At 43.3% G+C, this 16,551-nt stretch carries 25 protein-coding genes and 1 pseudogene; all 26 read right to left on the bottom strand.

Annotation, left to right across the window (positions count from 1 at the left end):
• Positions 1-11: 11 nt before the first annotated feature.
• The 26 genes and pseudogenes from JCM10519_RS03985 to JCM10519_RS03860 all read right to left on the bottom strand — a co-directional run bounded on the left by JCM10519_RS03985 (position 12) and on the right by JCM10519_RS03860 (position 16,481).
• Positions 12-656, bottom strand: a complete 645-nt coding sequence (locus JCM10519_RS03985) for a phage baseplate assembly protein V (RefSeq protein WP_347843061.1) — start codon at positions 654-656, stop codon at positions 12-14.
• A gap of 142 nt (positions 657-798) precedes the next feature.
• On the bottom strand, positions 799-1,356 hold the full coding sequence (locus JCM10519_RS03980; RefSeq protein WP_054738028.1) for a contractile injection system protein, VgrG/Pvc8 family: 558 nt from the start codon (positions 1,354-1,356) through the stop codon (positions 799-801).
• Complete coding sequence (locus JCM10519_RS03975; RefSeq protein WP_054738027.1) at positions 1,322-1,642, bottom strand: hypothetical protein; 321 nt, start codon at positions 1,640-1,642, stop codon at positions 1,322-1,324. The genes JCM10519_RS03980 and JCM10519_RS03975 overlap by 35 nt, the downstream gene beginning before the upstream one ends.
• Before the next feature lie 43 nt (positions 1,643-1,685).
• Positions 1,686-1,973, bottom strand: a complete 288-nt coding sequence (locus JCM10519_RS03970) for a hypothetical protein (RefSeq protein ID WP_054738026.1) — start codon at positions 1,971-1,973, stop codon at positions 1,686-1,688.
• A gap of 88 nt (positions 1,974-2,061) precedes the next feature.
• Positions 2,062-2,190, bottom strand: coding sequence for a hypothetical protein (locus JCM10519_RS26150; RefSeq protein ID WP_347843060.1), 129 nt, complete (start codon positions 2,188-2,190; stop codon positions 2,062-2,064).
• Between the two features lie 77 nt (positions 2,191-2,267).
• A complete protein-coding gene (locus JCM10519_RS03965) occupies positions 2,268-2,765 on the bottom strand; it encodes a hypothetical protein (RefSeq protein ID WP_054738025.1) in 498 nt (165 codons plus the stop codon).
• 300 nt (positions 2,766-3,065) lie between these two features.
• A complete protein-coding gene (locus JCM10519_RS03955; RefSeq protein WP_347843059.1) occupies positions 3,066-3,437 on the bottom strand; it encodes a hypothetical protein in 372 nt (123 codons plus the stop codon).
• 36 nt (positions 3,438-3,473) lie between these two features.
• Positions 3,474-3,899 (bottom strand): hypothetical protein, encoded by a 426-nt coding sequence (locus JCM10519_RS03950; protein ID WP_054738022.1) that lies wholly within the window; start codon positions 3,897-3,899, stop codon positions 3,474-3,476.
• Positions 3,850-4,764: a hypothetical protein gene (locus JCM10519_RS03945; RefSeq protein WP_054738021.1), complete on the bottom strand. Its 915-nt coding sequence runs from the start codon at positions 4,762-4,764 to the stop codon at positions 3,850-3,852. Before JCM10519_RS03945 ends, JCM10519_RS03950 begins: the two co-directional genes overlap by 50 nt.
• A 252-nt stretch (positions 4,765-5,016) precedes the next feature.
• Positions 5,017-5,274, bottom strand: a complete 258-nt coding sequence (locus JCM10519_RS26145) for a hypothetical protein (RefSeq protein WP_347843058.1) — start codon at positions 5,272-5,274, stop codon at positions 5,017-5,019.
• Positions 5,243-5,545 (bottom strand): hypothetical protein, encoded by a 303-nt coding sequence (locus JCM10519_RS03935; protein ID WP_054738019.1) that lies wholly within the window; start codon positions 5,543-5,545, stop codon positions 5,243-5,245. Before JCM10519_RS03935 ends, JCM10519_RS26145 begins: the two co-directional genes overlap by 32 nt.
• A gap of 231 nt (positions 5,546-5,776) precedes the next feature.
• The gene (locus JCM10519_RS03930) at positions 5,777-7,384 is read right to left on the bottom strand and encodes a hypothetical protein (RefSeq protein ID WP_054738018.1); all 1,608 of its coding nucleotides are present in this window, start codon (positions 7,382-7,384) and stop codon (positions 5,777-5,779) included.
• Complete coding sequence (locus JCM10519_RS03925) at positions 7,381-8,025, bottom strand: hypothetical protein (RefSeq protein WP_054738017.1); 645 nt, start codon at positions 8,023-8,025, stop codon at positions 7,381-7,383. Before JCM10519_RS03925 ends, JCM10519_RS03930 begins: the two co-directional genes overlap by 4 nt.
• On the bottom strand, positions 7,979-8,239 hold the full coding sequence (locus JCM10519_RS03920; protein ID WP_054738016.1) for a hypothetical protein: 261 nt from the start codon (positions 8,237-8,239) through the stop codon (positions 7,979-7,981). Before JCM10519_RS03920 ends, JCM10519_RS03925 begins: the two co-directional genes overlap by 47 nt.
• A 17-nt stretch (positions 8,240-8,256) precedes the next feature.
• A complete protein-coding gene (locus JCM10519_RS26140; protein WP_347843057.1) occupies positions 8,257-8,748 on the bottom strand; it encodes a hypothetical protein in 492 nt (163 codons plus the stop codon).
• A gap of 418 nt (positions 8,749-9,166) precedes the next feature.
• Entirely contained in the window at positions 9,167-9,532 is a 366-nt protein-coding gene (locus tag JCM10519_RS03910) for a hypothetical protein (RefSeq protein ID WP_054738014.1), read from the bottom strand.
• Positions 9,498-10,046, bottom strand: a complete 549-nt coding sequence (locus tag JCM10519_RS03905; protein ID WP_054738013.1) for a hypothetical protein — start codon at positions 10,044-10,046, stop codon at positions 9,498-9,500. Before JCM10519_RS03905 ends, JCM10519_RS03910 begins: the two co-directional genes overlap by 35 nt.
• Positions 10,027-10,893 carry a protein phosphatase 2C domain-containing protein gene (locus JCM10519_RS03900; RefSeq protein ID WP_054738012.1) on the bottom strand — a complete coding sequence of 289 codons (867 nt, stop codon included), beginning with the start codon at positions 10,891-10,893 and terminating at the stop codon, positions 10,027-10,029. The genes JCM10519_RS03905 and JCM10519_RS03900 overlap by 20 nt, the downstream gene beginning before the upstream one ends.
• Entirely contained in the window at positions 10,890-11,387 is a 498-nt protein-coding gene (locus JCM10519_RS03895; protein ID WP_054738011.1) for an FHA domain-containing protein, read from the bottom strand. The genes JCM10519_RS03900 and JCM10519_RS03895 overlap by 4 nt, the downstream gene beginning before the upstream one ends.
• A gap of 23 nt (positions 11,388-11,410) precedes the next feature.
• On the bottom strand, positions 11,411-11,638 hold the full coding sequence (locus JCM10519_RS03890) for an FHA domain-containing protein (protein ID WP_347843056.1): 228 nt from the start codon (positions 11,636-11,638) through the stop codon (positions 11,411-11,413).
• A gap of 23 nt (positions 11,639-11,661) precedes the next feature.
• Complete coding sequence (locus JCM10519_RS03885; RefSeq protein ID WP_054738009.1) at positions 11,662-11,964, bottom strand: hypothetical protein; 303 nt, start codon at positions 11,962-11,964, stop codon at positions 11,662-11,664.
• 77 nt (positions 11,965-12,041) lie between these two features.
• Positions 12,042-12,458, bottom strand: a complete 417-nt coding sequence (locus JCM10519_RS03880) for a hypothetical protein (protein WP_054738008.1) — start codon at positions 12,456-12,458, stop codon at positions 12,042-12,044.
• A gap of 245 nt (positions 12,459-12,703) precedes the next feature.
• Positions 12,704-13,186, bottom strand: a complete 483-nt coding sequence (locus JCM10519_RS03875; RefSeq protein ID WP_347843055.1) for a DnaJ domain-containing protein — start codon at positions 13,184-13,186, stop codon at positions 12,704-12,706.
• A gap of 51 nt (positions 13,187-13,237) precedes the next feature.
• Positions 13,238-13,663, bottom strand: a complete 426-nt coding sequence (locus tag JCM10519_RS03870) for a hypothetical protein (protein WP_024291088.1) — start codon at positions 13,661-13,663, stop codon at positions 13,238-13,240.
• Between the two features lie 33 nt (positions 13,664-13,696).
• Positions 13,697-14,124, bottom strand: a pseudogene (locus JCM10519_RS03865) (membrane-associated protease 1).
• A 188-nt stretch (positions 14,125-14,312) separates the two neighbouring features.
• Positions 14,313-16,481: a hypothetical protein gene (locus tag JCM10519_RS03860; RefSeq protein ID WP_054738007.1), complete on the bottom strand. Its 2,169-nt coding sequence runs from the start codon at positions 16,479-16,481 to the stop codon at positions 14,313-14,315.
• Between the last annotated feature and the right edge of the window lie 70 nt (positions 16,482-16,551).

Genomic DNA, 16,551 nt, shown 5'->3' with positions numbered 1-16,551 from the left:
TGACTTAACTGTCAGATCTTTTTTTTAGCCGTAATGTTTAAATTTTCTGCAGCTGATATGGTGATATCTTTCTGTGCGTCCAAAACCACTTCTCCGCTTTTTTTCAAGAAGATGCTGCCCTGGCCATTCCCTGCTTTAATAAGAACGCCTTCCCCCGTCATCTGGACCTGGTTCCCCTGGGCTGTCTGAATATTTCTATGGTTTGGATTTCCCATGGAGTCCGAGGAATTTCCTGCCTGAGGCTTATGGCCTTTTACATTGGTAACCACATAGGCTTCCTTTTCATCGTCTATTGGGAAATAAACCCTGACACTTTCCCCGTTTTCCGGCATACAATACCAGCCGCTTCCATCCGAAGAGGCTGCCACAGTGGAAAATGGAAACCAGTATTTTTCTCCATCCCCTGCCTCTATCTCCATGTTCACCTGCACCTGGCTTCTCTTTACAGAAGCAATATTACCCTCAATGGATATCCCGGTAATATTCCCATTATAGTAGGGCAGCACCTTAAGACTCTCCTTCTGCCTGAGGCAGTAGCGATTTTTTAGCAGGCCGTCCCTCAGCCTTCGCTCCGCTGATTCAATATACCAGGGAGTACCTTTATATGTAATCTGGCTTCCAATGGAAACAATGTCATAGGATTCTATCTGATACACCGTGTTTTGAGATCTTGTGAGCTCATGAATTCCATTTTCTTTCATGGATTCAAGCCGAATAAAATCCTGAGAAAGCTTATATGGAAGCTTGTCCCAGTTCTGATTCTCAGGTTTTGGGGACAGCCCTGCCTCAAACCGGATATCAGGAAAGGCCGGATCCGGATAAAGGTTTTCCTTGTATTTTGATAAAAAAACGTCTTAAAAATTCCCAATCTGTTTCCTCATACTGAACCAGAAGCTGTCCGACCGGTTCATCCGGCAGATGGACCATGTGGTCAGACCCGGAATAGCTATCCATGACCTTGGAGATTAGCTGGCGGACACTCATCTGAGGGTTTTGAAAGATCCGCTTTCTTCGTTCCACATCCATCTGGCAGGTTCCATCCCTGGCTTCCAGCCTGATCAGCCATTCACCACCATCCTTATTCATGAAAACCTTATCCACCACGCCATAAAAAAGCACATGTTCTTTCCCTTCTTTCCGGTACATCAGGGAAACCGTATCCTTAATTTCATGAAAATCATTTTCGTTCGTATCACTGTCTAAGACGGCTTCTACGTACAGGGAAGCATGTTCTCCGGCCTTTTCCGTAATCTTGATCCTGCGAAAATAAACCACTCCAACTGACCCCAGAAACATATCCTTGTAAGTAATGGCACTCTTATCATTCTGATGATTGCTTCTTGTTATACTCTCCACTTAAATCTCCCCTTTCCCTATCAGCCAGCCAGTTATTAAACGTTATAACCATTGCTTCCAGAAAGATTCCATAAGTATCCTTTTCCGCCTTCATGCAATTATAATTTCCCGTAAGCTGCCCTTCTCTGACCCGGAACACAATGTTATAAAGCCAGCCATTTCCTGTTGGTACGTCAAAACAGATATATTCCACGTGATCAAGCTGTTCTTTCTTCCCGATTTTTACATGCATCCCATTGGCTGCCATACCATTGACAAGCATGTTGGCCCATTGATTCAAAGTCATAGATTTTACTCGTTCCTTAGGCCAGGATATGATTTGGCTGACTTCATGGGCACGATTTAAATGGATAACGCCCTCGTCGTCTTCCTGGGTTGCCTGATAAAAGTTTTTTAAATAAGACAAGAGGCATATTTTGGTCCGAATATTTTCGCGTTTCAAACTCAAATAAATCTCCATTCACAAGCCTCATTTTCCCTGCCTTGATTCCATCAAGAGCATCGCTTAAGGTCAATGTTTTTGCCTCTTCCTTCCGTTGTTCTGCCTGTTCCTTTTCTTCTCTTACCTTCTGTCTTCTGGCACGCTCCAACAGTGCAATCTTTTCATCCAGATTCATTTATTTCCCTCCCGTCTACAACAACATAACACTTCTCTTCCCCCGGCTGACTTCACCTTTTCTCACTTCCCCATTCCTCTGATTTTTTTTAAAATCTCCATAAGTCCCCTATAGAGCCCTCCATTTCCCCTGTCTCCATAATCTTCTCCCAATCCGGCAAACAGATATTCCGGATGCAGTCAACCGTCACAACTCCATGAACGGCCAGGGCCGTCATGGAAAAGCTTGCATCAAGGGGATCTAAAGGTCTGCTTCTTATAATCTCCTTTGAAAACTGCCTGATGATCCTGGGATTTAAAGTACTCCCCCTTCTGCCGCATAGGGCTGGTGAATTAAGTTCACTGTGTCATACTCTGTGGAATAATCCTGGAAATTCTCATAACAGCTGCGAAGCCTTGCTCCTTCCTGAAGCCGGAACCTGCACAGCTCCATTTCACAGGCCGGATCCGGCTTCTTATCCTCCAAAAAGATCCTGGTATTTCCCATGATCTTTCCTGCCTCCCTGATTTCGGTCAGAAACTGCACCTTTAAATACCGGATCTTATCCTGGGCACTGCACTCCATCATATAGGGCTGTTCCATAAAATAAAGCTTTCCCTTCCAATAAATCATGCCGGGGGAAATGGTCAGCTGTCCGTCATCCCAGACAATGTCACATCCATTTATAATTCCATCACCAAATCCCTGAAACTGCAGATCCAGAAAAACCTTAGGATAGTCCCTAAGCTTATCCAGCATCTCGGCCCTTAAAAGACGCTTTTTTTCAAATTGGGGATAATCATACTGAAACATTTCACTTCCTCCATCAGCACAAGATAATTTCATCTATTTCCATGGTTTCTGCCATTTCGATAATTCCAAAATGGTATTCATAATAAATATCCACATGATAAGGCAGCTCCAAAAACATATTGATTAAAAAAATCCATTTTCTTTACAATTTCTTTCTCTTTTTTTTCTGTCCGATATAAATCAGGATCTCATAGGAGTTTTGGTTGCTGTGATATACAATGTTGCCTGGAATCAGCGCCTCCATCATGTCCTTAAACATATCCAGGGAGCTCCCGGTTTCATACTGCTTTAGCAGGCCGCTTAAAATAATTTCCTGCTCTTCCCGCAAAAGAGAGCCATGGTCTCTCTCGCCTGAGTTCCAAAAGCATGGTCTTCCAGATCCTGGTAAAGCAGCTTCTTATAATACTCTTCCCTTGACATTCCGGAAACTGCATCATTTTGCATCAACTGATGAAAGATCAAATGAAACAGGTTTTCTTTAAGCTTGGGAAATTCCTTTTGATCCGGCCGGAAGAAATCCTTAAATATGTTGTAAAACCGATAGTGGGGATTAATTTCAATAATCTCTCCCTCCTCTATCTCCTTTTGATTCAGATAAGAACCAGACAGTTCCATATAGGCACTGAATTCACGGGGCATCTGAAACCGAATGCTTTTTTTTCGGCACCCCACTCTTCTTTAACGCCAACATAACTTCCCATAAATAATTCATACAAGCTTTCCTCCACATTCGTACTCAGGAAAATATTCCTGAACCTCAGAGGAGATAAAGCTTGCCAAATCCCGCAAAAGCCATGTTTCCTTTCCTTTTGGCTTAAAATAGAGGATCAGCTGCTTTTTTCCTTCCCTGTCCCGGATCTCATCCTCTATAAAAAAGTTCATGGAGTAGGTTTCTAAGAATTCCATTCCATTTTCCTTCAAGGCACAATCCTGGTATTCAATAAAATCCTCCAGGCCAAACCCCCGGATAAAACGTTCCAGTTCTCCTTTTGTTTTTACTGCCTGCCCCATTTTTCTCTGAAAACGCTCTGCAAACCCGTCTTTTCTTAAGTTTTCCATAAGAGGATAAGTATAGCGGTCTATTTTATGATCCCCGCCGCTTCGTATCATATAAATGTCCCACTTTTTTTGCATTTTCAACCTGCCCGGTGACCAAAAGCTTATCTCCGCTCTGCCTGACGCTTCTAATACCGGCCTTTTCTTCTACCAGATAAGCGTGTTCTGTTCCATAATCCCGGATGGATATCACATGCTCAAAATTTTCATGATCACTGCAGGCAATGGGAAAGCCTACGCTTTCCAGCTTTAAATGGCGTACATTCCATATGGGGATCATGTCGTAATGGACAAACCGGTTATACTTCCCGAAATCGGCTCCGAAATTTGTCACAGACTCCCCATCCCCCGCCTCTTCCGGGAGACCGGTAATGCAAATGTCCGCCATTTTAAAAAGATAGGGAGCATTGATGGTTTTCCATGGGATTCCATTTTTCATGAACAGGTGATAGAGATGCTCTATTTCTTTCCCATAGCGTTCACTCCGTTCTAAGCGGATATTAACCGGATACTCTTTGCCTGCCCGTAAAATTCCTGTGAAGTCTTCCTGGTTCTTTAATATCTCTTCAACCGTCAAAGCATCACATTCCAAAAACACGGTAGCCAGGCAAAACTTCCCCTCAGTCTTAAGCGTCTCCCTCACATCGTAAATCTTATAAGAGGCCGTTTCTAAATCTTCTTCACATATGGGAGACATTAAATGATGGGACTTATCCAGATAGGTTCGTTCCATAAGTCCCGTACGGATAAGATAACGGTTGATGTCATACGCAAGGTCATTCATCACCCGCTCCTCTAACATCCGGTACATCTTTACGTTTGTTTCATACAGTTCTAAAAACACGCCTTCCATTAAGCTTTTAAATACGATCCGCTCCTCTAAATTGCTGATTGACTGGATCTCATCCCTGATCATTGCTTTCATTTCTTCTATCTGATCCATCTTTCCTTCACCTCCTTATTTTGAGGATAGCTTATTTATTGAACCGGTACGCACGAACTTATGATTTCGTCTAACGTCGATTTATTTTTCTCAAAATTACTTGGAAAGCAAGCTTGTAATGTAACTGCAAATTCCTCAAACTCCTTAAATTCTACTAAAGAGAAAACATAATAATATTTCACAGAGTCCAAATCACCGGAGTACACAACAGTTTTTATCCTCTTATCTCCAATTTCTACATCTTTTATTTCCTCAATAAATTTGAAATTTTTTTCTTTTAGATTGTATGTCATCAATATGATAAGTTAAAAAATCTTCAGGACTTGCGCTTTCCGAAAGATCTGTTTTTTCATAAACAAAAACTCCTGTTGATAAGTCTTCAAAACGTGAAACGCACTGCAAATCATAAGGATTTTCCTCTTCATATAATTTCCAATCATCAGGGAAACTAAATACTAAATCATTTGCTGTAAAAGATTTAGACTCCGCCGTCTGTGAAAAAAATTTCATTCTCTTCTGTGGGATAAAAGGCAATTCCAACTATAACCGCAATGGCAAGAGAAACAGAAATCAGTATGGTAATGAAAATGCTTAAAACGCTTGTACCGCCGTGCCTGCTTATGTACTGTTCTGCCTCTCCCGCTGTCATTCCTGAGGTTTGAACAATGATTTTCATTCCTTTTTTGCGGTAATAAGAGTTTGCAAATATTCCCACAAGTATACGAATAATCAGTCCGCTCCCCGGAATGATCACTGAAAAAAGAGAGATCACCACATACAAAAAAAGCCTCTAAATACATTTTTCTGTATGCCAGCCAGTAAACCGGAAAAAGGAAAGCAGGCCAGTTCCAGCTTGAAAAGCTTTGGCGTTCCGGTTTGTCACGCCATTTGTTTTTGTAATATTCGTAATTATTCCCCACGAATAATTCAGTACTCCAATCATCTAAGATCTTGTGTTCTTCTGTCATTGATAATCCTCCTGCTATATTAAGAAATTCCTTACTTTCTACCGTCAAAAAAAGTTCTCTTCCCATGTGTCATCCTCAAAATCAAAGAAGGTTTCCTTCCCCTTATAAAGCACTTCATTTTCCCGCAATACCGGAAGCACCACAAATCCCCAGCGCTTTCTTGATACCCATACAAAGAACTTCATTTCCCCTTCCAGTATGGTATCCGTTTCCTCCTGAATCACGCTTCCTCCATACTGTTTGTCAATCTCCTCCTGTGTCGTCCGCTCAAATGTTTCAGTATCATACTCAAAGTAATAAGGTTTCAGGCGTTTTCCTTTGTCATCATTTAAGTAAAGGTCCAGCTGCTTTCCAATCATGAAGCGGGAAATGCACCCGATATGTTCCTCCGGATCCAGACTGCGGATCAATATCTTTTCCTGATTTTCATGAGTATGTGCCACAATTTCATAAGGAAGGGTCCTCACCTGGTAATCCTGATTTACCTTCATATAACCTCGTTTGCAGTTCATAAAATAAGCAAGAGCCCCCTTTAAGCAGCACATCTTAAGCTCCGACTCATCCTGTCCCTTTTTTGCACTTTGGATCAGCTTACCGGGAACATACTGCTTCAAAGCCTCCATAAACAAGCTGGATCTGCAGGACTGTCCGGTCAGCTTGATCATTTCATATTCCTGCAATTCTCCCTGTTCAAATTTTTGATCCAGAAAACGCTCCATCAGATGATAAATATCCGGTCTTAAAATCGTCTCAATCTCATTTAAATACAGGGGAAAGCGTATTTCCCGGTCAATATGGGTAAAGCAGCCCTCATCAAGTACTGACAGCTTCCATTTATCCAAAAACATTCCCCTGCTTTCCCTTTCCCTGCTGGTTTCAATCCAAAGCTCATACTGGAACCTGGACCCAAAAAAGGACTTCTTCACCTCTTCTGCAAGCTGAAACAGATAATAATAGTTGTTCTTCACATGAAAATACTGCTCCCTGCTTTTCTCCTCATAATCCTTAAACCGGGTCGGAAGGAATCCCTCTGCCCTGTGATAGTCCTCTTCCAGCTTCTGCCCGTAATTTACATCAGACGAATCAGAGGAATCCTCCTGTTCCAAATATCCCAATGCCCGTGAAATCTTAATTTTCAACATCTGCAGGAGGCGAAATGTTAAATTATTCCCACCAAAATTCGTATCTCCATTTTCATACCGGGTCTCCAAATCAATGGTATAAGACACCCGGCTGTTATCAATACGGAATCGCCCGGAGGTCAAATCTGTAGTTCCCCCTCCGCAGTCAATGATCAATGCATGATACCATCGCCCTTTCTCATAGCGATTCTCACCTACCATCCCGTAGATGCTGTTAAAAAGTACAGCCATCCCTTCATCCAGCTCACAATTTACATGAAATTCCGGAAGCAGCTCCTCAAACAATTCCCGGAACTTCTCCTTTTGGCGGATAGGGGCCAGAAACTGAATGTTCTTAAACTGGCATTTAAACTGCTGTTTCGCCAGGTCGATTAAGTATTCCAAGTATGCTTTCAGCATGTCCCTGCGAGGAATCTGGTATTTAAACCCGCTTTTTAAAATGACACTTTCCATCCGTTCTGCATCGCTGATCCATCGCTTAATATCAAAAAAACACGGGGACATCTTCATCTAAGTACCCTGGCCACCCATGCAAGGGCCTCGTTTCCAAATTTGAATCCGTGCCCGCCTTCCCGGCATTCCTCCACCCCTATGACACTGGGGATGACAGAATGTTTTCCATCCATGGCAATTTTCACACTTCCATCAGGGAGGCAGATCCCCATTGTCGTATTGGAGCTTCCAAAGTCAATGACCAAAGGAAGATCTGTCTCCGCCACTTCCCGTACCTCAATATCAAGAAGAGGGATCCGGATTCCATCCATATGGCCCGGAATGGATGAATAATCTCCCTGATAACAGTCATAAAGGAATTCCGAATCTCGTTCATTGGGAAAATATAAAATAAAATACTGGTGCTTCCCAAGAGGCAGGACCTGCATATCTTTCCCCTGAAACAGATAGAAGGTATTTTCCACCTCTTTTATGTAAAAACAGGTATAAATCCGGAAATTCTCGTCTATGAGCAACAGGTTTCCTTCATATAAGGTCATGTCCGATTCTACCTTGTAATGATCCAGTTCATTTAATCCGGTTCCACGGTAAATTACCATGGTTCCCGGAATTCTCACCTGCTGGTTGGAACGGATATCTATGAGATTCCGGTCAAAAAAATTCCTGAAGACGTTCCAGCCCGCCTTTGCATTCTGCATCAATATGCCGATAATCCTTCTGCCCCCTAAACCGCAGGATCAGCCGAAGGAGTACTTCCCGATCCATGCAGCCTCCGGAGGGCATGACCAGCTTCTCCTTTCGGCAGATTTCCTTAAGCTGAAAGGTGGTCATCGTTTCCAATTTGCTTCTTTTATAAGTATTTTTTTCCGGTTCTGTCTTTCCCGGGTGTAAGGTATAGGTATATCGGCTCATTTGTATTCCTCACTTTGTCATGTATTTCCCGTAAATGGTTTCCGGCAGCTTAACGGCCCACTCCCGGACCGTTTTTTTCCGGCATCTCCATTCCCGGTTCCCGTCCCGCTGCCTGACTCGGACGTTTTCTGATCCCTTGTCTTTATACCGGCCTTTGCTGCCGCAATCTTATCGTTGATCCCATCCGCCAGCTCGTACATCTCCAAACGGATATAGATCGTTTTGGCCGTCTGATAATAGGTAATGGCGCTTTCATACTTTTCCTCCGCCAGAAGTTCATTTCCCTTATTTTCCAGATCAATGGCATTTTTCTGATCATTCAGCTTCTGCTGGTTTTCCAGCTCCCGCTTTTCCTCTTCCTCTTTCTTCGTCTTTTCTTCGTCTGCCTGCTTCGATTCTTCTTCCGACTTTTTAGCCGCCTGGGATTCTTCCTTGGCCGCCGCCTCTGCGGCTTCCTGCTTTTGACTGTCCTTTTCCATTTTTTCCTCGGCCGCCGCCTGCTTTGCCAATGCTTCCTCTTTTCCAGATGAAAAATAAAGGCTGCCGCCTTATCTCTCGCCTGGCCGTAAGCTTTCACGGCTCCTTCCATGTCACCGTATCCCTCTTTTTGCTGTCCCATTTCAATCAGGTCAAATACATCAATATAATCTCTTGTTTGCTTTAACCCGGCATCAATATATCCTTTTCCCGTATTTCCTGCTTTTATGGACAGTTCCCTGGCCTTTAAGTATAGGTTTTGGGCCTTCTGATATTCTCCGCCCATCATTGCCTCATCCGCTAAAAGAATCTGTTCCGCCAGTTTTTTATACTGGTCTGCCTCCTCCCCTTCCCTTTTTTTCTTTAAACCAGCCGCCAGCTTCTTTGCCTCTCCATAATCCTCGGAAGCTTTCAGGTAATTATCATATTTCAAATATTCCTGGCCGCTGTTTAAGTGTTTTTCCAAATTGTATTCCTTGTTTTTTTTATGCTTCTATGATGCAGATAAAGCCCAAGGCTGATCCCGCCCACCCCCAAAACAATGGGTATGGCAGCCATTAAGATTTTTTTTAAGGACAACTTCTTCGGAGGCTGGTAAACCTTTTCAATAAAGGTCACCGCAAGGCTGTAATTGTCTACCTCCCCGGTCTCCTGCTGCCCTAAGATCACATCCTCGGCCTGATCCAGAATCTCCTTAGGCTCCTTGGCTTCTTTTGCAGCTTCCAGAAACTCTTCCTCGCCAAAGTTCTCCCAAGCCCCTCTTGTAAAAAGGGCGAAGATATCACCGGCTTCCAGCCCGATCTTTTTTTGATACAAGGATTTCCGGCTGTCCCCGCTCTCCCAAAAAGGAATAAAGATTATTTCTTTCCTCATGGGCCGCCGCCTGATCCAGGGTGATCCTTTCTTCTTTCAGCAGATTCTCAGTCAGGGACTGGTCCCTTGTCCTGGCCAGGATCCTGCCGTTCCGGAGCAGATAAAACCTGCTGTTTCCCACATGGCAGCAGAGAAGCTTTCTATAATCCGTGACCACCATGGTGACAGAGGCCTTTAAGTGCATTCCACCCCTGTGTTTTAAGAGCTCCCTGTGAGCCTGATTCATACTGTGCTTCAGTTTCCCTGGATTCATGGAAGGTCCTTCTACAAAGCTTCGGATCAGGCTTTCCACCACAAATTTTGCGCTGTTGGTCTCCTGTTCTCCATCCAGGCTGTCCGCCAGCACATAGCAGGCATAGTCATCCATTTCTACAAATCCAAAATAATCCCGGTTCGTGAGCTTCTGCCCTTCTTCTGAGATATACTGTGTCCGAAAATCAGAATTCATTCTTCTCATAAGTCACCTCCGCTCTCAGAAGCAGAACGCTCCCGTTTTCTTTCTCCATCCCATTTTTCTTTTCCGACTCCATGACAATGCCGTCTGCTTTCTCCTTCAAAGTAAGGTCCTTTAACAGGATATCTTCCATCTCCGCCCAGGATACCGTTTCAAAGATTCCCTTTGTCGCAAGCACCACCACATCACCGGGTTTTAACCGGATAGGCCTTTCTCCAATCTCAATTTCATGAAAACCGTCTATTCCCAGATAGTTCCATACCCGTTTTTCTTCCATGGTCCAGATGGTTTCAGGCTTTGATAAGATTCCTTCCTGATAAGCGTTTAAGGCAAGCACATTAAGAGTCTGGCCTTTGCTGATGGGGATCAATTCCTGATTCCGAAACAAAGCAATCCGGATATCTCCCGCCAGACCGTAATGCATAGACCCTCCATTGACAAATACCGCTGCCAGGCATGTACCTCCCCGCCGTTCCCCAATGGTCCTCTGAATCCTCTGACTTGCTTCACGAAAAGAAGTCTTAAAGAAATATTCAGGGTTATTCAGCACATGGCAGGGCTGGTATCGATCCAGTAAAGTATCCACTGCAATCTGGGCACACACTTTTCCTGTGTTCGCTTTTCCAATCCCATCGGACAAAATTGCCAGGGTCCCTGCGTTATTTGTTTGGATTCCCGCTATATCCGCCTGAATTTCTTTGCCGCCAGTGGTCTGGCTGACGGCAGTTTCATCTGAAGGTTCTCTTTTTTTATTTTCTTCTTTCCTTATATCTGAGGCCGCCAGAACCAGCCGGCCTAACACAGAGGCCGACAGCATGATCCCTAGACCTCCCATGATCATCACAGTCATTTTTTATCATTCCATTCAAAATTTTCTCCGCATAATGGGGCAAATAAAAACCGGCTTTTCCCCAGCTCAATCACATCGTAAGGCTTTAATTCCGTTGGCACATAAACAGCTTCATCATTCAAATAAGCAAGCCCTGCTGCATCTCCCGGCAGGATGACCGTATTCCTCTTTTTCTCATCATAGACAATGATGGTATGGTTTTTCCGGTTGATCTCGTTATCTCCCAAGATCTGTATATCCATATCATCTCCACGGCCCACAAAGTTCTTTCCGCTGTGTATCTTATAATCCATTCCAACCCTTGCGCCGGAGATACACACGATCCAGCCACAGACGGGCCGGACCTCTTCCTGTAAAACTTCCATAGAAGGCTCAAATCCCACAGGTTTCTTATCCTCTGTCTCTTCTTTTAACTTCATCTGGCAATAGGGGCAGGTCTTTCCATAACGTCTTGCATTAAAAACGTGTCCATTGGGGCATCTTACTAAGCTCATATTTCAATCTCCTATCTATGTATTTATGTCAATAAAAGGCGAGTGCTGGCAATATAAATCACATCTCCCGCCAAAATTCTGCATGGCCTTCCAGTCACCTGATAACAGATGCCATCCTCTGCCTTCCTGATTCTTACACCGTTTTGTGAACCTAAATCTTCCAAATACCAGGAATCCAGGCAGTAATTCAGTACTGCATGCTGGTTGTCAATGAAGGCACTGTACTCGCAGTCCTCCAAATCCACATCCACATCCTCCTCTTCGTTTTTCTTCCCTATAATAAGAGCTGTTTTTTTTCTGCTATATCCCAAGATTTTAAGGGTTTATCATGCTCGTCCAAAAGCATGAGCTGAGTAGCCCTGACCTCTTCCGAGTATCCAACTGAATTCTCCTTTGGCCTGACCCCTTTTTCCCTTATCTGGCCCAGCAGGTCAGCGGCCGCCGCCAGTCCTGCAAAGACCAGCACCCCGATCCATAACCGGTCATTTCCCTTGGAAAAAAGGCCAAAAATTAAAAGTATTGCACAAATCAGGATGGAGATATCCAATCCTATTTTTATCTTTCTTCTGCTCTCCATGCTTTACCTGGTTTCCTCCTCATTTTCTCATATCTGGTTCTCTCAATGATCTCCTGTATTTCAAGCATCGCACGAAATCAATACCATTGCGTAAGGGAATCGCTTTGATCCAACAACTTAAAAGAATCCGTATCCTGATAATGTTCAACCAAAAAGGAAAAACACTCCTCTGGTGTAAAAGAACCAAGCGGAGAACTGGCATTCAAGCCATAAACTTTGGTCCTCTCTCTATCTAAAAAGCATTCTGAATCCTCAATTTTACTCCAGCCCAAGTAAATCTCAAATGATACCTCACCCGTCGAATGTCTCATTGCCGGTTCACCCCCGCCATTCTCATCGGCAATCGATTCCAGCACTTCTTGCATTGCCGGGTTCTGATTCCGGTTGGTTTCTCTATCCAAATTCTTACATGAGCTTAAAAAAAACTGTTGCAAATACAAAAATTGTCGCCATAGCAATATCCAGACACAGCCTTTTTTTAACTTATTTCTCATTAAATACCCCTTCAGCCTTTCGTATCGTTTCAGTCATAGCAGCAATACTGTTTTTCCAAAATGCATAACTTTCTTCTCTCATATTAAGATCAAAGATAACTGTTTTATTATCTAAACAGAATAAAATGATCTAGTTTACCTGATTTTGATCCGGCATGGAATGAATTGCAGTAAAATAAAAGATTTCTATTCCAGCACCATCCTATTTCCGGTTAAATCAAACCGGGGTTGTTGTTCTGATAGAATCATCTGCTCCTGACAATTTTTTTCACAAGTTCTAAATCTACCGGCTTCCTCCTCATTTTTTTCACCCCAAAAAATGCTGAAAACAGCTCATTGGTATTGACTGGCCCATCATGTTTCTTCGCCCCGTCCCCGTTCCCACGGTATGTCTCCATCCCTTTTCCCGGCTGAAATCCAAAGAAGCGTTCAAACTGGCTCATATCCGGAGCTGCATTTCCCGGTTTCTCTCTTTGTTCCCGGGAGTCTTCCCTTTTAGCCGTTCCTCTTTCCTTTTTCTCTTTTCGGAAAGAATCATATTGTTTCCTTTTCTCTGCATCACCCAGAACCCCATAGGCTTCCTGGATCTCATACATCTTTTTATTTCCATCCGGGTCATCCTGCACCACATCCGGATGATATTCCTTAGCCAGCTTTCGATAAGCGGCCTTAATATCTTTTTCTGTTGCCTGAGGAGGGACCCCAAGGATTTTATAGTAATCAAGCATCTTTTCTTTCCTTATCAAAAGGGGGCTGCCATTTCGGCAGCCCCTGCATGTTTACACGCTGTATCCGCCTTCCACAGCGATCTGCGCCATCTTGTCCTTTTTCTGTTTGATGATGAGCCGGAATGTTCCTACACCTTCCGTATCTCCGTAGTTTTCTTTATAATCCACTACAAATGCATTGGGATATGTATATTTTCTCACTACCTGAGAAGCTGCAATCACCTCAACGGTCACCTTACGGTAACAGTCAGACTTTTCTGCGGGTACTAAGGACCAGAGTCCCAACTGTCTTGTAGAATCAAAAGGATCTCCATCTACTGCAGTTAAAATCTTTCCTGAAATTTCCACAGTGCTCCCCAGATCGGTGGAACGTGCGTTGGAATCAAGGGGAATATCTGTCTTAAACTTTACTCCTGTAATACTGATGGTCCCTAAGTCAATGGTAGACGGGCCTTCTACTTTTAATGTAAATCCCATAATCTGTTCCTTCCTTTCTTTTATTCTTCCTGATTATTCTCCGCTGAATCCGCCTTCAAATTTAAGGGAAGTCATCTTGTCCTTCTTCTGCTTAATGAGAAGCTTGAATACTCCGGTTCCTGTTTCATCAGTAAAATCTTCTCTGTAATCAACACAAATGCATTGGGTACCGTTATCTGACGAACCACCTGGGAGGCACTTACCACGTCGATCTGAACATTCCGGTAGCAGTCTGAATTTTCTGCCGGAACTAAAGACCATCTGGCCAGCTTGCTGGTATCATCAGCGGCCTCACCGCCTACTGCCGCCAGTATCTTCCCCTCAATTAACACGGTTGAACCAAGATCGGTTGATCTGGCATTGGAATCATGGGGAATGTCTGCTCCAAATACTACACTGGTAATGCTTGTCTCACGCAGCTCTACGGTTTCGCTGCCTGTGATTTTCATTCTAAGTCCCATATTACGTCCTCCATTCTTATTAAATAATTTTTATAATCCATAAAGCCGTTTTATTACCGGCCTTCGGATGCCTGGTGTTTAATAATAAAGCTTTTATTTTAATATAATCGCCACAATTGTGCTGACGTTTCCATACATGGCTGTTTCCACCTTCCATATAATTGTGTGTGGACAATACCTGGTATTATTTACGCAGTCTGTCCTTTTCTTGTCAGTTCTACCTTAAGATTTCTGGTTGTGTTGCTGAAGGTCAGCTGTATGTTGCAGATGCCGTTTTTCTCATCGATGCTGAAATCCAGCTCATCTCCATCCTGGAGCAGGGAATTAACATACTGGCGGTTTGCATCCCATTTGCTCTTCTGGCTGCTGGGGTTATTGCTGAAAAACTGTAAAATCTTATCCTGTTTAAAGTCTCCGCTGTAAAATCTGAGCATTCTTTCAATATAAGTAACCAGAAGGGTTTTATAAATGGGTTCAAATTCCGTCCCATTGCTTAATAAATTTCTGGCTTTGTAGACCATGACATTCTTAATTTCCCTGCCCTTATGCTGAGCATTGTCCGAGGTGAAAACAAATCCAAAGCCTGTGTTGTTAATGGAATTTTTAATGGCATTGGTAAATCCGGATATCTCCTTTGTCATGCTGGTCGTGACTAAAAGAGCATTGTCTCCTGCTTCTATGTCATAACGCACTCCAGGGTATTCCATGGTGGTATTAGGAAACCTCTGCTTTAGGTATTCCGGGCACTGCCATGCTGCAGCAATACCGGCAGCCCCGTATGCAGCTCCCACATATACTCCCTCGATCCACATCTTCATAATGTCCTCTTTTTCCTGGGAAAGAGTCACATTTCCATCGTCATCAATGACCATCCGCTTATCCAGGATAAGTCCTGACTTATCCTTTGGAATGATGGTAACATTGGGGATGCAGGGAACTACGAATTCACTGTAATCCCTCTTCATGAGAGGAGTACATTTGTCCTTAAAAATACCAATTCCCTCAGTGGCTACATAATTAAACGTACTCTCTTCTCCGGTAGCGAAGCTGAAAAATGTTGTAATCTTATAGGGGTTAATGGCATTCATCAAAATAGCAAGGTTTTCCATGGTATTGGTTCCCGGTTTCTTTACCTTCTGGTTTCCGGCAAACCGCATTCTCTGAAGCTTGCCATCTCCTGACTGATTTAGTTCTACATCCGGAACAATTCCAAACCAAAGTGTATTCTCAAATTCATTCTTATCATTTGTCGTATTTAAATAAGTTAAAAGTCTTGGCAGATTGCTGGATTTTATCATCATTTCCAAAGGAGTGTTGGTGATCAGAAGCCTTGGCTGCATCCCCTTTTCTTTTACCTGGTACTGATCAAAGAACGCCTTTACACCCAGGATTTTCTCAATCAATGGTTTTACCGCTTTTATAAAATCATCCTTGCTCTTTTTATAAAATTCAAGATAGGTATTGTAATTTTGTACTTCTACCTCCCGGTCTACAGAGCTTTCCATGGTGGAAGAAAGGGGGCAGAAAGTCCTGACCACCAGCTCTCTGACATAGTCAGACTTGTCCTCATTAAGGGCATCGTAATCATCCCGGAATGTCTGAATCAAACTGGTATTGATGTGGTCATCCACGATCGCAAGCTGGGTTCCTTCCTCCTGCTTCATTTCCAGGATTTTCAGTTCTCCGTCATCTCCCATGCTTAAAAGCCCAGCCTTAAATTCCTGGCCTCTTTGTGCAGTTTCCCCATTTCCAAGAAGCAGGCGGGTCTTGATATCTTCAATCGCAAGAGGGAGCATAGCCAGCACATTATTGTAATTGTGGCTTGCCTGTTCGAACTGGTAATTCAGCTTGTCCCCCAAATCAAGACGCTTGGGATCTTCCTCATCTAACTCCATGTAGTTCCCATAAGTATACTGGATCTCTCTCCGCACCTGACGGATATCCTCCATAATCTTTTTAGGGGAGATCATCTCTAAAACATTGCTGAATTTAAAATCTACATTTGCAACTCCCAAAGAGCCTCTTGCATCCTGCAATGTAATGAGCATATTGAGTAAATCATTCATTTCATTAAGCGGTATTTCTGTAATGCAGTTATCCGGTATATTCTCCGGTTTAATCAGACTGTACTGAATACTGCCGGTATTCGCATCGCACCATGAATAAACAACTGGGGCAAACTTTTCCAAAAAATCCTCAAAACTTTCTACCAGAAGCGTTTCATTAATTTCCTTAATCTTGTCATCATCAAGGCTTGTCTTCCCTCTTACATCCCCAATCAGGGTCAGAAGATTCAGCTTTTCAGGATTCATTTCGGAAAACAGAATAGTCCGGTTGGTTTGTGTAATAGTTTCCATACGCTTTTGCTCCCTCTTTCTCACTTTTATTCAATCGTTTCCATCAGCTGCCGCCAACGGAAAACGTGAA

The organism is Clostridium sp. NkU-1 (assembly GCA_001312405.1).
The sequence above is the reverse complement of the archived record's forward strand: the minus strand, read 5'-3'. Positions and strand labels throughout refer to the sequence as shown.

What these genes read in the sequence shown, in the direction of transcription:
- JCM10519_RS03975 (WP_054738027.1), bottom strand. Translation starts at nt 1,642, where the DNA reads ATGACTTTGAATCAATGGGCCAACATGCTTGTCAATGGTATGGCAGCC.
- JCM10519_RS03970 (WP_054738026.1), bottom strand. Translation starts at nt 1,973, where the DNA reads ATGAATCTGGATGAAAAGATTGCACTGTTGGAGCGTGCCAGAAGACAG.
- JCM10519_RS26150 (WP_347843060.1), bottom strand. Translation starts at nt 2,190, where the DNA reads ATGACGGCCCTGGCCGTTCATGGAGTTGTGACGGTTGACTGCATCCGG.
- JCM10519_RS03965 (WP_054738025.1), bottom strand. Translation starts at nt 2,765, where the DNA reads ATGTTTCAGTATGATTATCCCCAATTTGAAAAAAAGCGTCTTTTAAGG.
- JCM10519_RS03950 (WP_054738022.1), bottom strand. Translation starts at nt 3,899, where the DNA reads ATGCAAAAAAAGTGGGACATTTATATGATACGAAGCGGCGGGGATCAT.
- JCM10519_RS03945 (WP_054738021.1), bottom strand. Translation starts at nt 4,764, where the DNA reads ATGGATCAGATAGAAGAAATGAAAGCAATGATCAGGGATGAGATCCAG.
- JCM10519_RS26145 (WP_347843058.1), bottom strand. Translation starts at nt 5,274, where the DNA reads ATGAAATTTTTTTCACAGACGGCGGAGTCTAAATCTTTTACAGCAAAT.
- JCM10519_RS03930 (WP_054738018.1), bottom strand. Translation starts at nt 7,384, where the DNA reads ATGAAGATGTCCCCGTGTTTTTTTGATATTAAGCGATGGATCAGCGAT.
- JCM10519_RS03925 (WP_054738017.1), bottom strand. Translation starts at nt 8,025, where the DNA reads ATGCAGAATGCAAAGGCGGGCTGGAACGTCTTCAGGAATTTTTTTGAC.
- JCM10519_RS03920 (WP_054738016.1), bottom strand. Translation starts at nt 8,239, where the DNA reads ATGAGCCGATATACCTATACCTTACACCCGGGAAAGACAGAACCGGAA.
- JCM10519_RS03905 (WP_054738013.1), bottom strand. Translation starts at nt 10,046, where the DNA reads ATGAGAAGAATGAATTCTGATTTTCGGACACAGTATATCTCAGAAGAA.
- JCM10519_RS03900 (WP_054738012.1), bottom strand. Translation starts at nt 10,893, where the DNA reads ATGACTGTGATGATCATGGGAGGTCTAGGGATCATGCTGTCGGCCTCT.
- JCM10519_RS03895 (WP_054738011.1), bottom strand. Translation starts at nt 11,387, where the DNA reads ATGAGCTTAGTAAGATGCCCCAATGGACACGTTTTTAATGCAAGACGT.
- JCM10519_RS03885 (WP_054738009.1), bottom strand. Translation starts at nt 11,964, where the DNA reads ATGGAGAGCAGAAGAAAGATAAAAATAGGATTGGATATCTCCATCCTG.
- JCM10519_RS03880 (WP_054738008.1), bottom strand. Translation starts at nt 12,458, where the DNA reads ATGAGAAATAAGTTAAAAAAAGGCTGTGTCTGGATATTGCTATGGCGA.
- JCM10519_RS03875 (WP_347843055.1), bottom strand. Translation starts at nt 13,186, where the DNA reads ATGCTTGATTACTATAAAATCCTTGGGGTCCCTCCTCAGGCAACAGAA.
- JCM10519_RS03870 (WP_024291088.1), bottom strand. Translation starts at nt 13,663, where the DNA reads ATGGGATTTACATTAAAAGTAGAAGGCCCGTCTACCATTGACTTAGGG.
- JCM10519_RS03860 (WP_054738007.1), bottom strand. Translation starts at nt 16,481, where the DNA reads ATGGAAACTATTACACAAACCAACCGGACTATTCTGTTTTCCGAAATG.